The sequence below is a fragment of the Nocardia sp. NPDC060220 genome (genome assembly GCF_042727815.1).
Lineage (GTDB): Bacteria > Actinomycetota > Actinomycetes > Mycobacteriales > Mycobacteriaceae > Nocardia.
Map to the genome: position 1 here is coordinate 1 of NZ_JBHWZY010000086.1, position 13,155 is coordinate 13,155.

At 65.9% G+C, this 13,155-nt stretch carries 15 protein-coding genes; 7 read left to right on the forward strand and 8 right to left on the reverse strand.

The window, feature by feature from the left end; genetic code table 11:
* Both ACFWF3_RS06975 and ACFWF3_RS06980 read right to left on the reverse strand, forming a co-directional pair.
* Positions 1–1,353 (reverse strand): FAD-dependent oxidoreductase (locus ACFWF3_RS06975; RefSeq protein WP_379312837.1); only part of this gene is annotated, 1,353 nt, incomplete at its 3' end.
* The gene (locus tag ACFWF3_RS06980; protein ID WP_379312838.1) at positions 1,350–1,904 is read right to left on the reverse strand and encodes a PadR family transcriptional regulator; all 555 of its coding nucleotides are present in this window, start codon (positions 1,902–1,904) and stop codon (positions 1,350–1,352) included. The genes ACFWF3_RS06975 and ACFWF3_RS06980, both read right to left, overlap by 4 nt.
* 109 nt (positions 1,905–2,013) lie before the next feature.
* Between ACFWF3_RS06980 and ACFWF3_RS06985 the strand changes: the two genes are divergently transcribed.
* On the forward strand, positions 2,014–3,351 hold the full coding sequence (locus tag ACFWF3_RS06985; RefSeq protein ID WP_379312839.1) for an MFS transporter: 1,338 nt from the start codon (positions 2,014–2,016) through the stop codon (positions 3,349–3,351).
* A gap of 52 nt (positions 3,352–3,403) precedes the next feature.
* Here the strand turns inward: ACFWF3_RS06985 and ACFWF3_RS06990 are convergent, their stop codons facing one another.
* Positions 3,404–4,051 carry a TetR family transcriptional regulator gene (locus ACFWF3_RS06990; protein ID WP_379312844.1) on the reverse strand — a complete coding sequence of 216 codons (648 nt, stop codon included), beginning with the start codon at positions 4,049–4,051 and terminating at the stop codon, positions 3,404–3,406.
* A 155-nt stretch (positions 4,052–4,206) separates the two neighbouring features.
* On the opposite strand from ACFWF3_RS06990, the gene ACFWF3_RS06995 reads away from it, so the two are divergent.
* From ACFWF3_RS06995 to ACFWF3_RS07005, 3 genes are read left to right on the forward strand one after another with little or no spacing between them, the layout of a single operon-like run.
* The gene (locus ACFWF3_RS06995) at positions 4,207–5,298 is read left to right on the forward strand and encodes a ferredoxin reductase (RefSeq protein WP_379312840.1); all 1,092 of its coding nucleotides are present in this window, start codon (positions 4,207–4,209) and stop codon (positions 5,296–5,298) included.
* Positions 5,299–5,334: 36 nt separating this feature from the next.
* Entirely contained in the window at positions 5,335–6,483 is a 1,149-nt protein-coding gene (locus ACFWF3_RS07000; RefSeq protein ID WP_379312841.1) for a fatty acid desaturase family protein, read from the forward strand.
* Positions 6,484–6,801 (forward strand): hypothetical protein, encoded by a 318-nt coding sequence (locus tag ACFWF3_RS07005; RefSeq protein WP_378995513.1) that lies wholly within the window; start codon positions 6,484–6,486, stop codon positions 6,799–6,801.
* Between the two features lie 4 nt (positions 6,802–6,805).
* Here ACFWF3_RS07005 and ACFWF3_RS07010 read toward each other — a convergent pair whose 3' ends face one another.
* Positions 6,806–7,336: a DUF4254 domain-containing protein gene (locus tag ACFWF3_RS07010; protein ID WP_379312842.1), complete on the reverse strand. Its 531-nt coding sequence runs from the start codon at positions 7,334–7,336 to the stop codon at positions 6,806–6,808.
* Positions 7,337–7,674: 338 nt separating this feature from the next.
* On the opposite strand from ACFWF3_RS07010, the gene ACFWF3_RS07015 reads away from it, so the two are divergent.
* The gene (locus tag ACFWF3_RS07015; RefSeq protein ID WP_378629895.1) at positions 7,675–7,995 is read left to right on the forward strand and encodes a hypothetical protein; all 321 of its coding nucleotides are present in this window, start codon (positions 7,675–7,677) and stop codon (positions 7,993–7,995) included.
* A 2-nt stretch (positions 7,996–7,997) separates the two neighbouring features.
* Here the strand turns inward: ACFWF3_RS07015 and ACFWF3_RS07020 are convergent, their stop codons facing one another.
* From ACFWF3_RS07020 to ACFWF3_RS07035, 4 genes are all read right to left on the reverse strand, one after another.
* Entirely contained in the window at positions 7,998–8,990 is a 993-nt protein-coding gene (locus ACFWF3_RS07020; protein ID WP_378995517.1) for an ATP-binding cassette domain-containing protein, read from the reverse strand.
* A gap of 2 nt (positions 8,991–8,992) precedes the next feature.
* Entirely contained in the window at positions 8,993–9,826 is an 834-nt protein-coding gene (locus tag ACFWF3_RS07025) for an ABC-2 family transporter protein (RefSeq protein ID WP_266298325.1), read from the reverse strand.
* Positions 9,819–10,682, reverse strand: a complete 864-nt coding sequence (locus ACFWF3_RS07030) for an ABC transporter permease (protein ID WP_378995519.1) — start codon at positions 10,680–10,682, stop codon at positions 9,819–9,821. Before ACFWF3_RS07030 ends, ACFWF3_RS07025 begins: the two co-directional genes overlap by 8 nt.
* Positions 10,683–10,957: 275 nt before the next feature.
* On the reverse strand, positions 10,958–11,491 hold the full coding sequence (locus ACFWF3_RS07035; protein ID WP_378995521.1) for an OmpA family protein: 534 nt from the start codon (positions 11,489–11,491) through the stop codon (positions 10,958–10,960).
* Between the two features lie 354 nt (positions 11,492–11,845).
* Between ACFWF3_RS07035 and ACFWF3_RS07040 the strand changes: the two genes are divergently transcribed.
* Entirely contained in the window at positions 11,846–12,394 is a 549-nt protein-coding gene (locus ACFWF3_RS07040) for a nucleoside deaminase (protein WP_379312845.1), read from the forward strand.
* Between the two features lies 1 nt (position 12,395).
* Positions 12,396–13,155, forward strand: a 760-nt coding sequence (locus ACFWF3_RS07045; protein WP_379312843.1) for an antibiotic biosynthesis monooxygenase, incomplete at its 3' end; no start/stop codon positions are given.

The window sequence follows — 13,155 nt, forward strand, 5'->3', positions numbered from 1 at the left end:
GGTGACGGACTTGCCGAGGCGGACGTCGACGCCGTGTTCGGCGAGCTGGACGCGGAAGTAGCGGATGGTCTCGTCGAACTCCTCCTTGCCGGGGATGCGGCGGGCGATGTCGAACTGGCCACCGATCTTGTCGTCGGATTCGAACAGGTCGACGCGGTGGCCGCGCTCGGCCAGACTCACCGCGGCCGACAGCCCGGCCGGGCCCGCGCCGACGACGGCGATTCGCTTGGCGCGCCGAGTCGGTAGCAAGTTCAACGTGGTCTCGCTGCCCGCACGCGGGTTGACCAGGCACGACACCTTCTTGTTGCCGAAGGCGTGGTCGAGGCAGGCCTGGTTGCAGGCGATGCAGGTGTTGATCTCGTCGGCCCGATCCTGCTCGGCCTTGTTGGCCCATTCGGCGTCGGCCAGCAGCGGGCGGGCCATGGAGATCAGCGCCGCGTCACCGCGGGTCAGGATCTCCTCGGCGATCTCGGGCATGTTGATCCGGTTCGAGGCGCAGACCGGGATGTTCACCTTGCGCGCGATCTTGGCGGTGAACTCCACGAACGCCGCGCGCGGCACCGAGGTGACGATGGTGGGCACCCGCGCCTCGTGCCAGCCGATGTCGGTGTTGAGGATGTCGACGCCGACAGCCTCCAATTCCTGTGCCAGGGCGACGATTTCGTCGAAGGTCTGGCCCTTCTCCACGAGCTCGGCCATCGACAACCGGAACACGATGATGAAATCGGGGCCCACCTCGGCGCGGATGCGGCGGGCGATCTCGACGGGCAGCCGACGCCGGTTCTCCGGGGTGCCTCCCCATTTGTCGGTGCGCTTGTTCACCCGCGGTGCGAGGAACTGGTTGAGGAAATAGCCCTCACCGCCCATGATCTCGCAGCCGTCGTACCCCGCGAACTTGGCCAGGCCCGCGCAGCGCGCGTAATCGTCGATGGTGCGCTCCACGCCCTTCGACGACAGCGCCCGCGGCTTGAACGGGTTGATCGCGGACTTGATCGCCGATGCCGAAACGCTGGTCGGCATGTAGGAATAGCGCCCCGCGTGCAGGATCTGGATGGCGATCTTGCCGCCCTCGGCGTGCACCGCCTTGGTGATCGTGCGATGCCGATATGCCTCGGTCTTGTTGGTGAGCTTGCCGCCGAGCGGCAGCAACCAGCCGGTGCGGTTGGGGGCGTAGCCGCCGGTGATGATCAGGCCGACACCGCCGCGGGCACGCTCGGCGAAGTAGGCGGCCAGTTTGTTGGTGTCCCAGGCACGGTCCTCGAGACCGGTATGCATGGAGCCCATGACCACGCGGTTGCGCAGCGTGGTGTGGCCGAGGTCGAGTGGCTCGAACAGATGGGGATAGGCAGTCATGGGCGGTCGTCACCTTTTCGCGGTCGCAGGGCCTGCAGTACTTCGTCGCACCATTCGAGGTAGCCGGTCTCCGCGCGGATGCCCGCGCGAAGCACCAGATACTGGTGCAGAGCGGTGCCGGAGAGCTGGTCCGGCACCGGGAAGAATTTCTTTTCGCTGAGGCGGTACTCGTCGAGGCGCTGGGCGTGCTGGCCGCGATGGCGCTCCACCTCGGCGCAGACGGCATCGATGTCGCCGTACGCGGCGGCGCGGATCTTCACGCCCAGTTCGTCGCGGGCGGGGGTGGCATCGGTGGGCTCGGCGAGCCAGCGGGCGATCTCGGCCTGACCGGCCGGAGCCACCGAGTACACCTTCTTGTCAGGTTTGCCCTGCTGGTTCACCGATTCGACGGTGACCCAGCCGGAGGACTCCATCCGCTTGAGCACCCGGTAGATCTGCTGGTGGGTGGCACTCCAGAAGTAGCCGATCGACTTGTCGAATCGGCGAGCGAGCTCATACCCCGACCCGGCCCGCTCGGTGAGCGAGACCAGTAGCGCGTGCTCCAGTGCCATGGCACGAGAGTATCCGGAACGCTGGGTACTATGCAACCAGGTTCATATGAACTGACGGCGCGGATGTAATAGACGGCGTGGGTGCCGGTTCGCCGTTACTCTTCGGCTTATGACCGAGGTGAACGCGGCCGAAACCGTCGGCGAGGCGGCCGGACGCGGGCAGGTGCTGGCGTGGGGACTCTGGGACTGGGGATCGTCGGCGTTCCAGGCCGTGACGCTGACCTTCGTCTTCGCGGTGTATCTCACCGACAAGGTGGGCGATGATCTGCCGGGGTCGACCCCGGCGAGTGCGTGGCTGGGCTGGGCGCTGGCGGGAGCGGGGCTGATCGTCGCGCTGACCGCGCCGGTCTGTGGGCAGTACTTCGACGCGGTCGGTTCCCGTAAACGGGCCTTGGCGACCTTGACGGCGCTCACGGTCGGCGCGATGTCGCTGATGTTCTTCGTCCGCGACGACTATCACGATCTCTGGCTCGGCCTGGCACTGCTCGCGTTCGCCTCGGCCACCTTCGAACTCGCCGGCGTTCCCTACAACGCGATGATGCGGCAGGTGTCGACACCTGCCACGGTGGGGCGGGTCTCCGGATTCGGCTGGGCGATGGGCTATTTCGGTGGCATCGTGCTGCTGCTGATCTGCTACGCGGGGTTCCTGGCCGGGGACGGCGACACCCGCGGACTGCTCGCGATGCCCACCGATCAGGGCCTCAATGTCCGGCTCGTCATCGTGCTCGCGGCGGTGTGGTTCACGGTGTTCGCGCTGCCGGTGCTGTTCGCGGTCCCCGAGATGCCGCGCACCGGCGCCGACCCCGGCGCCGCGAAGGTCGGCTTCCTCGGTTCCTACCGGGTGCTCGCCCGGGACGTGCGGGAGCTGTGGGGTCAGGATCGGCACACGGTGTACTTCCTGCTGGCCAGCGCGGTGTTCCGCGACGGTTTGGCAGGCGTGTTCACCTTCGGCGGGGTGCTCGCGGTGACGGTGTACGGGTTCGCCGACGCCGATGTGCTGCTGTTCGGGATCGCCGCGAACGTCGTCGCGGGGGCGGCCGCGGTCGTGGCCGGGCGGTTCGACGACCGGATCGGGCCCAAGCGGGTGATCGTGGCGTCACTGGTCGGGATGCTCGGGTGCGGTCTCGCGCTGCTGATGGTGTCGGGCTCGACGATGTTCTGGATCTTCGGGCTCGCGCTCACGGTGTTCGTCGGTCCCGCGCAGGCCTCGGCCCGTTCGTTCCTGGCGCGACTGGCACCGCCGGGACGGGAGGGTCAGCTGTTCGGTCTGTACACCACGACCGGCCGGGCGGTGTCGTTCCTGGCGCCCGCCCTGTTCGGGGTGTTCGTCTCGACCTTCCACAGCGACCGCGCCGGCATCGCCGGACTTCTGGTCGTGCTGGCGGCGGGTCTGCTGGTGCTGCTCCCGGTGCGTGCGCCCTCGCGCGCGGTATCCGCCGATATGTGACACCTCACCGGTGGGGCGCCCCTCGAATTGTGTGTACGCCCGTACTCTGAGTTCAGTCCGCGTTTTTGGGTACCCAGCCCGCGATGCCCAACGCGATCAGGCGCATCTGCATCACGGTGCGCTCCACGATCGCCGATTCCTCACGGGGGGTGGACGCGACGAACGCAGCGATACCGTCGGTCACGGTGGTGACCAGTAGATCCGCGGCGATCTCCAGCTCGGTGGTGCTCCACGAATCCAGTGCACGCAGGCGCGACAGATCGGCGACGATCTCGCGCACGATGAGCTGCATCTCCATCGCGATCGCCTGACGCAGCGGAGCAGGCCCGCCGTGACGCTCGCGAATGAGGAAACCGAACAGGGCGCGTCTGGCGCGAACCTGCTCGAAGACGAAGCGGACCGTATCGGCCAGATGCGCGTCCGGTTTCCGCCTGACCTCGCGCAATGCCAGCCGCAGCGCGGTGACGCCCTCGTCGACAATGGTCGCGCCGAGGTCGTCGAGCGAGGCGAAGTGGCGGTAGAAGGCGGTGGGCACGATGCCGGCCGAACGGGCGATCTCACGCAGGCTCAATGCCGCGAATCCGCGCTCCGAGGCCAAGGCCAGGGTGCCGTCGAGGAGGGCTGCCCGGGTATGCGCTTTGCGCTCGTTGCGGGTTCCTGCCTGCTCAGTCACATCGGTGAGCATACATCCGTTCACCATAGCGGCCTTCGTCATGATGTTGTCCGCCTCACATTATTGCCGGTTGACAGTGGCCCGGGGTCATCGGGCACACTGGTGAGTGTACAGACGTGCACTGAAATTTGAAGCGCACGTCGCAGGACTTCTCCGTACTTCGCAATAAGGGGCAACACGACATGGTGGGACTGATCGATCTGGTGCAGACGTTGACGACGCCGCACCCGCTGGACCGGTACCTGGAGCTCGTCCGCCCCGGGCTCACCGCTCGGGAGCTGCGCGCCGAGGTCACTCATGTCTCCCACGCGGTGCCCGGCTCGGTGGCGCTCACCCTGCGCGCCTCGCGGCAGTGGCGCGGCCACGCCGCCGGTCAGTACGTGCAGATCGGCGTCTCGATCAACGGCGTGCGCCACACCCGCTGCTACTCGCCGATCGACCCGGAGAGTCGTGGCGAGCGCTACCTGCAGCTCACCGTCAAGGCGCACCCGGGCGGGCTCGTCTCGAACTACCTGCACGCCAACGCGAAACCGGGCATGGTCGTCGACCTGGCGCCCGCCTCCGGTGTGTTCCACCTGCCCGAGCGTCGGCCCGACAAGGTACTGCTGGTCAGCGGTGGCAGCGGGATCACGCCGGTACTGTCGATGTTGCGGACCCTCGACGCCGAGGGATACACCGGGCAGGTCACCTTCCTGCACTACGCCCGTCAGCCCGAGATGGTGCCGCATAGGGCCGAGCTGTCCTCGATCGCGCAGCGTCGCGCCAACTTCCGCATCGAATACCGCTACCCGGTCGAGCCGGGCACGGTGATCGACGGTGAAACCTCCACCGGCAGTGGATTCTTCGACTACGACGAGCTCGAGCGGGTGGCACCCTGGTTCGCCGACGCGCAGACCTTCGTATGCGGGCCGCCGCCGCTGATGCGCGCGGTGCACACGATCTTCGAGGCCGAGGGTCTGCAAGACCGGGTGCTCAGTGAGGAATTCACGCTCACCACGGTCCCGTCGGATCCGTCGGAGGCCACCGGCACCGTCACCTTCTCCGGCAGCGACGTCGCCGCCGACAACACCGGAGCAACGCTGCTCGAGCAGGCCGAAGCGTCCGGCCTGACCCCGGAATACGGCTGCCGCATGGGGATCTGCTTCTCCTGCACCGCGACCAAGGTCTCCGGCTGCACCCGCAACATTCGCACCGGCGAACTCGACGCCGAGCCCGACAAGCAGATCCAGGTCTGCATCAACACAGCTGTCGGCGACGTCGACATCGCACTGTAGAACGACACCGAAATACCAGCAAGGGGAGATACAGCCATGACGATCCTCACCGAAGGCAAAGACGGTCCGGTCATCCTGAGCCCGGAGCAGGTCGAAGAACTCGGCGCCGCGCTCGACGCGATCCGCGCCCGCGTCGTCGACGATCTCGGCGAACGCGACCGCGACTACATCTACAACATCATCAAGACCCAGCGCGGCTTCGAGATCGCCGGCCGCGGCCTGATGTACCTGGGCTTCCTGCCGCCGTTCTGGCTGGCCGGCGTCGCCGCCCTCGGTGTGTCGAAGATCCTCGACAACATGGAGATCGGCCACAACGTCATGCACGGCCAGTACGACTGGATGCGTGAGCGCGGCATCAACTCCCGCGAATTCGACTGGGACACGGTCTGCCCGGCCGACCAGTGGAAGCACTCGCACAACTACATGCACCACACCTACACCAACATCGTCGACATGGACCGCGACATCGGTTACGGCATCCTGCGGATCGACGAGGCGCAGAAGTGGAACCCCTACTACCTGGGCAACCCGCTCTACGCCTTCCTGCTGATGACGTTCTTCGAGTGGGGCGTGATGCTGCACGACCTCGAAGCCGACAACATCATCAAGGGCAAGCGCAAGTGGTCCGACCTCAAGCCGCTGCTCAAGGGGCAGGGCAAGAAGGCGGGCAAGCAGGTCCTCAAGGACTACGTGATGTTCCCGGCGCTCACCGGCCCGCTGTTCCTGCACACGCTGGCAGGCAACGCGGCCGCGAACCTGGTGCGCAATGTGTGGACCTACTCGATCATCTTCTGTGGTCACTTCCCCTCGGGCGTGCAGACGTTCTCCAAGGAGGAGACCGAGGTCGAGACCCGCGGTGAGTGGTACGTGCGCCAGATGCTCGGCTCGGCCAACATCAACGGCTCGCGGCTGTTCCACATCATGTCGGGCAACCTCTCGCACCAGATCGAGCACCACCTGTTCCCCGATATCCCGGCGAACCGGTACCCGGAGATCGCGCCCGAGGTGAAGGCGCTGGCCGAGAAGTACGGCCTGCCCTACAACACCGGTCGTTTCTCCAAGCAGATCGGTTCGGTCTGGGGCAAGATCTTCCAGCTCGCGCTGCCCGATCGTTTCGTGAAGAGGGCGCCCAAGCCCGGTGTTATCGTTATGCGTAATCGGAAGGCAACCGAAGTGGGCGTGTAAATGGTCGGCAAATTCGAAAGCAATAAGGATCTGGTCCAGGAACTGACGTCCTCCGGTGCCCAGCGGGTCGGCAAGATCGCGACTCTGATCACCGGAACGGTCGCCGAGGTCGCTCGGGAGATCGGTGAGTTCGTCACCGACGCGATCGAGATGCGAGAAGCCGCGGCCGCCGCTCGTCGCGACGCGGCGCAGGACCGGGCCGAGGCGGAGTTCGCGAAGGCTCGCGATGTCGAGACCGACCCGGTCGACCTCGACACCGCGACCGACGGCGATCTCGATTCGGCGCCCGTGTTCGCCGAGCCGGGCGACAAGGCCTGACGATTCACCACACCGGCAACCGCCTGCGGTGTTCGGTGACATCGGTGATCAGATCCCGGTAGCCGTCGGTCAATTCGGCAAGACGACACCACTGCAGATGGGTGCGAGCCTCCCGCTGCCGTGGTGTCGTTGTCGTTGGGGCCGGTCCTGCGATGGCCTGCTGGGCGGCGATCCATTTCGCCGCCATCCGGTCGATCACCGCGCCGAGGGTCTCGGTGTGCAGCGAGGCGCCGTCGCGGTGTTCCACATGGGCGGCGACCCAGCCGTCGATGCGGGCGATCAGCGCGCCGCGGTCGGTGTCGATGTCGTCGACCAGGCGCGCGCACGCCGCCCCGGTGCTGCTCGAGGCGGCGGGGTCGCGTGCCTGCTCCAGCACTCTGCGCCGGCGATCGTGGCAGCTCGCGAGCCCGCGGGCGGCGTCGAGAACCCGGTGCGGTGCCGGGTCGGGGTGGTCGGTTTCCAGAAAGGCCCGCAACAGCGCTGAAGGAGTCGGCAGCTGTGCGGCATCCAAACGGTGGCCGTGATCGATCGGCATGGGCACGCCCCCTGATAACACTGTTGTGCATGGATACGCCAGAGCCGAGGAGGATGGGTGTGGGGGTGCACTCCCCGGCACCGGCGTAGCCCCGCCCGGACGTCGACAAGAGTCCGCGACGCTGCGGGTGGAGAAGACGGCGGCCCGGGGGAAATCGGGACCCTTTCAGGAAAGCGCGATTCGGCGCCGACGCGCAATAGCGTGGTGGACAAACCCGGTGGTCGGCGGAAATTGTTATCCACCATTACGGCCGGGTCTCCCCACGAGCACTCCCGGGTAACCGCGGTGGCACATTTCCGGCAATCATTTCGGCGCCGAATGCACTAACCTCGATAATTGTGCCCGCTTACGTCTCATCGCCCGAGCTGACCTTCGGGTTCCTGTTCGCCCTGGAGGACCCGGAGCGCATCGCCGATGTCGTGCGCGGCCTCATGGAACGCCGTGCGGTGTCGGTGTTCCGGCTCGCGCGCCTGTCCGACGACGACGGACCCCCCGAGCGCTACGTCGTGAACTGGGCTGCCATCCCGCAGATTTCGATCACCACCGGAGCCCCCGACGACGAGGAACTGCGCGCGCAGCGGATCATGCTGGTCAACGCCTTCCTGGGGGAGGGCGGCGAGGTGAGCATGTACTCGGGAAACCCGGACGGACCGAGCTGAATTCAGCGGGTCGACTCGTAGATCCGGCGGACCACGTCCTCGATATCGGGTTCCTCGATCGACAGATCGCGCACCTGCGCCCGGTCCGACACCGCCGCCAGTAAAGCCGCGGCAGTGGTCTTCTCGGCGTCGAACGCCAGGCGCTGGCGCATGCCGCCCGCCTCGCTGGACAGCAACTGTGCCCCACACGGCAGATCATCGAGATCCGGTGCGGGAGCGGCCAGGTCGACCACCAGCACCCGGCGCGCGCCGACGGTGGCGCCGAGCCCGGCCAGTGAACCGTCGTACACCAGCCTGCCGTAATCGACGACGAGCACCCGATCACAGAGTCGTTCGATATCGCCCATATCGTGGGTGGTGAGCAGCAGCGTGGTGCCGCGCTCGATCCGTTCGGCGCGCAGGAACTCCCGTAATCGTTGTTTGGACAGCACATCCAGGCCGATCGTCGGCTCGTCCAGGATCACCAGCTCGGGCGAATGCAACAGTGCGGCCGCAACTTCCGCGCGCATGCGCTGACCGAGCGAGAGCTGGCGGACAGGGGTGTCGAGGGTGTCGGCCATTTCCAGCTGTTCCACCAGTTCGTGGGTCCGCTTGTCGGCGATATCGGGATCGAGGCGATGGATCGCGGCCAGGATCGCGAACGATTCGTGCAGCGGCAGGTCCCACCACAGCTGCGAACGCTGCCCGAACACGACGCCGATGCGCGAGGCGAGCTCCTTACGCTGACGCACCGGCTCGAGGCCGCAGGTACGCACGGTTCCGGTGGTCGGCACCAGGATGCCGGTGAGCATCTTGATGGTCGTCGACTTGCCCGCGCCGTTGGCGCCGATATAGCCGACCGCCGAGCCGCGTTCGATCCGGAAACTCATCCGGTCGACGGCGGTGATGGTGTCGCGATGTCGGCGCCAGCGGCTGCCGTTCTTGCGATAGACGGTGAATTGCCGGGTGAGGTCATCGATGTCGATGATCGGATCCTGGTGCTCGTGCTCGTCCATCGTTATCCCCCTCCTCCCTGATAGTGCCTCGTACCGATCCGCCATGCCGCCGATGCGAGCAGCCACACCCACGCCGCGGCGAGTGGCGTCAGCCACGCCGACCACGCGGGCAACAGTGGTGGGCCCGGCAAACCGAGCAGGGCGATCGTCGGCACGTATGCCGTGAACGCGACGGGAATCGCGAACCCGAACAACAGTTTCAGCGGTGTCGGGAACACCGAGGCCGGCTGCATCGCGGCGAACGAACCGCCGTAGGTGAAGCTGTTGGTGAGCTCGGCACCGTCGATCAAGAAGAACTGTAGTCCGGCCGCGCATACGAAAAGGCCACAGAACAGCGCGATTCCACTGATCAGGGTGATCACGATCAAGGTAACCGGGGCGATGCCCCAGTCGATATCGTTGCGCCACAGCCCGATCCCGAGCACGATCACCGCGACCGCGGCCCGCGCGAGTCTGCGTAACGAGATGTCACTGGTCACCAGCTGCAACAGCAACGGTTGTGGGCGAAGGTGATACGCGTCGAGGGTGCCCATCCTGATCATCGAGGGCAGGGAATCCAGATGCCCGACCGCGACCTGGGCCAGCGCGAAGGAGGTGTTGGACAGCCCGAACAGCAGCAGCGCGGCATCCACATCGAGGCCGCCGAGGGTCTTCACGTTGTGGAAGATGACCCACACCTCGGCGAACTCCACCAGCCCGATCAGGAAGGCACTGAACACCTCGGTGGCGAACGAAAGGCGGTACACCTGCTGTGCTTTCACACGCGAACGCAATACTGCGAGATAGGGAGTGAACCAGGTCCCGGCAACAACGCGCGCGGAATCCGGTTCAGCCACCCTGTACCTCCAGCCTGCGTTGTCCCGCCCGCAGCAACACCCTGCCGAGCAGTCCGATCACCAACACCCAGAAGCCTTGTATCGCAACGATGATCAAGGCATCCGACCCGGCGGCGCGCCCTGACAGCGTATCGATCGGGGCCTGCAGGATGGAGGGAAACGGCGTAGACATGGCGACGACACGCAACCAGTCGGGGAACATGTGCACCGGGACGAAAAGCCCGGCCAGGAACGTTCCGACGATCTGATACAGCACCCGGATGCCGCGGATCTCGACCACCCAGAACCCGATCAGCGCCACCGCGAACAGGCACAGAAACGACAGGGCCACCGCGAGCAGCACACTGATCAGGCCGAGCAGATAGGCCACCGGCGTACTCGGCATCGACAAACCGAAGGTGGCGGCGCCGATGACGATGCTCGGCACCCCGCGCGGCAGGATCGTGCAGGCGGCGCGGCCCATGTCGGTGGCCAGGTAGCCGAGTTGCACGTCGATCGGACGCAGGAAATCGATCGCGACGTCACCGGTCTTGATCCGGTCGACCAGGTCGATCTGCGGTCCCATGAACTGAGTGGCGCCCAGTAACGCCTGCGACAACCACACGTAGGCCCCGATGGTGCCCTCGTCGTACCCGCCGAAATCACCGGCGGCACGCACCGCCGCGACCATCACCGCCGCACGAACGAACCCGAACACACAGTTGGTGAACAGCCCGGCGAACATCGCCAGCTTGTATTGGGCCTGCCGCTTGAATCCCGCCCGCGCCAGCGTCCAATACACCCGGAAAGCCCCGGGCTTGCGACGTCGCCGCACCGCGAAGGCAAGCCCACCATCCCCCGCCACATTGCCCCGCACAATCAGTCAACTCTAGGCCGATCGCCACGAATCAGGACGAGAACGGCACGGATCGCCGACGCCCGCCGCGCACCGGGCTATCGGCACATGCTCAGTCCTTGGGGAAGCCCGTCGCGAACAAGATCGCGATGGCGACCGAGCTGACCACGGAGATGGCAAGGATGATCCACATGGGGCGAAAGATTACCCGGCCGGGGGCACCACCCCGGCATCGCACCGCCGTGACCGGCATCAGTGCAGGTCACGGCGGTGTCTGGGAGGTCGGCGGCAGCCCGCTATTTGTCGACCACGGTGATCGCGGCCTCGTTGGCGTCGACCTCCGGGTCGGAGGGATTCGCGTCGGCCTTCACCGTGATGCGCGACTTGTCGATGCCGTCGCTCTCGAGGGCGGCCGCGATGTTGTCACCGCGCGCCTCGGCCAGGGATTTCGCCGAGGCGGTATTCGAATCCTCGGCGTAGGTCGTGATCTGGATCTCGGTGTCGTTGCCCCGCAACGGGACGGCTACCGCTTTGAGAGTCGCGACGGCAGCCGTGCTGAGATCGGAACTACCCGCGTCGAAGGTGATCGGTGCGGCGGCCAAGACCGTGTTGATCGCGTCCTGCACCGCTTGCTCCGCGGTGTCGCGCACCGTGCTCATCATCGAGGATGCCGTCGCGGCGACGCTGCTGCGCATGGCGTCGGTTTGGGTGGTTTGGGTGGTCGTGGTGGCTGCCGGTGCGGAGGAGTCGTCATCGGAGCTACACGCCGCGGTCATCAGCAGGACCACCGCGATCGAGGCGATCCCACAGACGCTGTTTCTGAGTTTCAACGGATTCTCCTTGTGTGTGAATGCCGGACAGTGGGTCGTGCGGAAGAGCTGCGGTTCGGCCGGTTCGCTGGATCGCAGAACAGTGCCGCGATGGCGAGAGTCACACAGCGGCGGCGTGTGCGGCTCACCCGAAAAGGGTGAGTCGGCCGAACATGGCGAACTCGGCACGGTTGCTGTCGGCCGCGATCTGCTCCAAGGACACGGAGTGGTTTCCAAAGCCAGACGAATGCGTCGCCATTGCGCACGCTGTTCCGTGGGGATCGGGCCGGAGGTAGATTCGGTATGCGGCAGAGGCTTATGAAGTACGTCCGAACCACAATTCGAGGTGCAATACCTATGACACCGGATGAACTCATGGAAGAAGCATGCAGGCTGGCGAAAGAGTCTGTCGACAACGATTGGGGTGGACCGTTCGGCGCGGTGATCGCGAAGGACGGAGTGATCGTCGCGCGCGGGCAGAATCGGGTGCTGCTCACCGGTGATGCCACCGCACACGCCGAAATAGAAACCATCCGCAAGGCCACCCAGGTCCTCAACGGCGAGGCCCCGAGTATTTCCAAAGAGCATCAGAACGAGTCGACGCTCGAATTGGTCCCGCGACCTGAAGGATCTCCCGACAAGGTCCCGGAACGCGCGAAGATGTTGATGGGGATGGAGATATTCATCAGCGGCGCACCGTGTCCCATGTGTATGAGCGCAATCTATTGGGCACGTCTGGACGCCGTGCATTTCGCGAGCGACCTGGCCGACACCAGCGAAATCGGCTTCGACGACGCGTATCAATACGAGGACTTCACCAGGCCACTGCCTGAGCGGTCCGTGAAAATCGAACAGTTCCGCAGGGATCTGGGCGCCGAAGCGTACAAGACCTGGGCCGAAAAGGCCGATAAGCACCCGTACTGACATGACGGCCTCGAAGGCGCCGTCGCCGAGGCCCGCCGCGGCGACGGTGGTCATCACTCAGCAGCCCCGAGTCGGCCGCGAGAGCGAGTTCCGGCGGTGGCAGGCGGAGGTGAACGACGCTGCGGCGACCTTCCCCGGATTCCTCGGCGCCGACGTGACGCCACCGGGCGACGCTCAGTCCGACTGGTCGGTCGTCTATCGGTTCGACGACATCGTCAACCTCAAGCGCTGGCTCGCCAGCGATACGCGCGACGAACTTCTCGCCCGCGGAACCGGGCTGTTCGAACGGCCGTCGACGCAGCATGTGCTGGTCGACGAGCCGGCCGAAGAGGTAGCGACCGTCGTCGTCTCCCATCCCGTGGCAGCCGACCGCGAAACGGAATTCATCGCGTGGCAGGACCGGATGACCGAGGTCGAACGGACATTTCGAGGTTTTCGCGGATCCGGGCTGCACCGGCCGATCCCCGGTGTTCAGAGTGACTGGACGATCATCTATTCCTTCGCTTCGGCCGAACATCTCGACCATTGGCTCGAATCGCCCCAGCGCAAGGCCCTGCTCGAAGAGGCGCCGGACTTCAGGGACTTCGAGGTTCACCGAATCGCCAACCCCTACGGGTCGTGGTTTCCGCCGAGCCGGACCGGCGAGGACGGCGGTCCGGCATCGTGGAAGACGGCCCTGTCGGTCCTGGTAGGGCTGTATCCGACGGTCGTGATCCTCACTGTGATCATCGCCGAGATCTGGCCCGGCGCGCAGCTGTGGA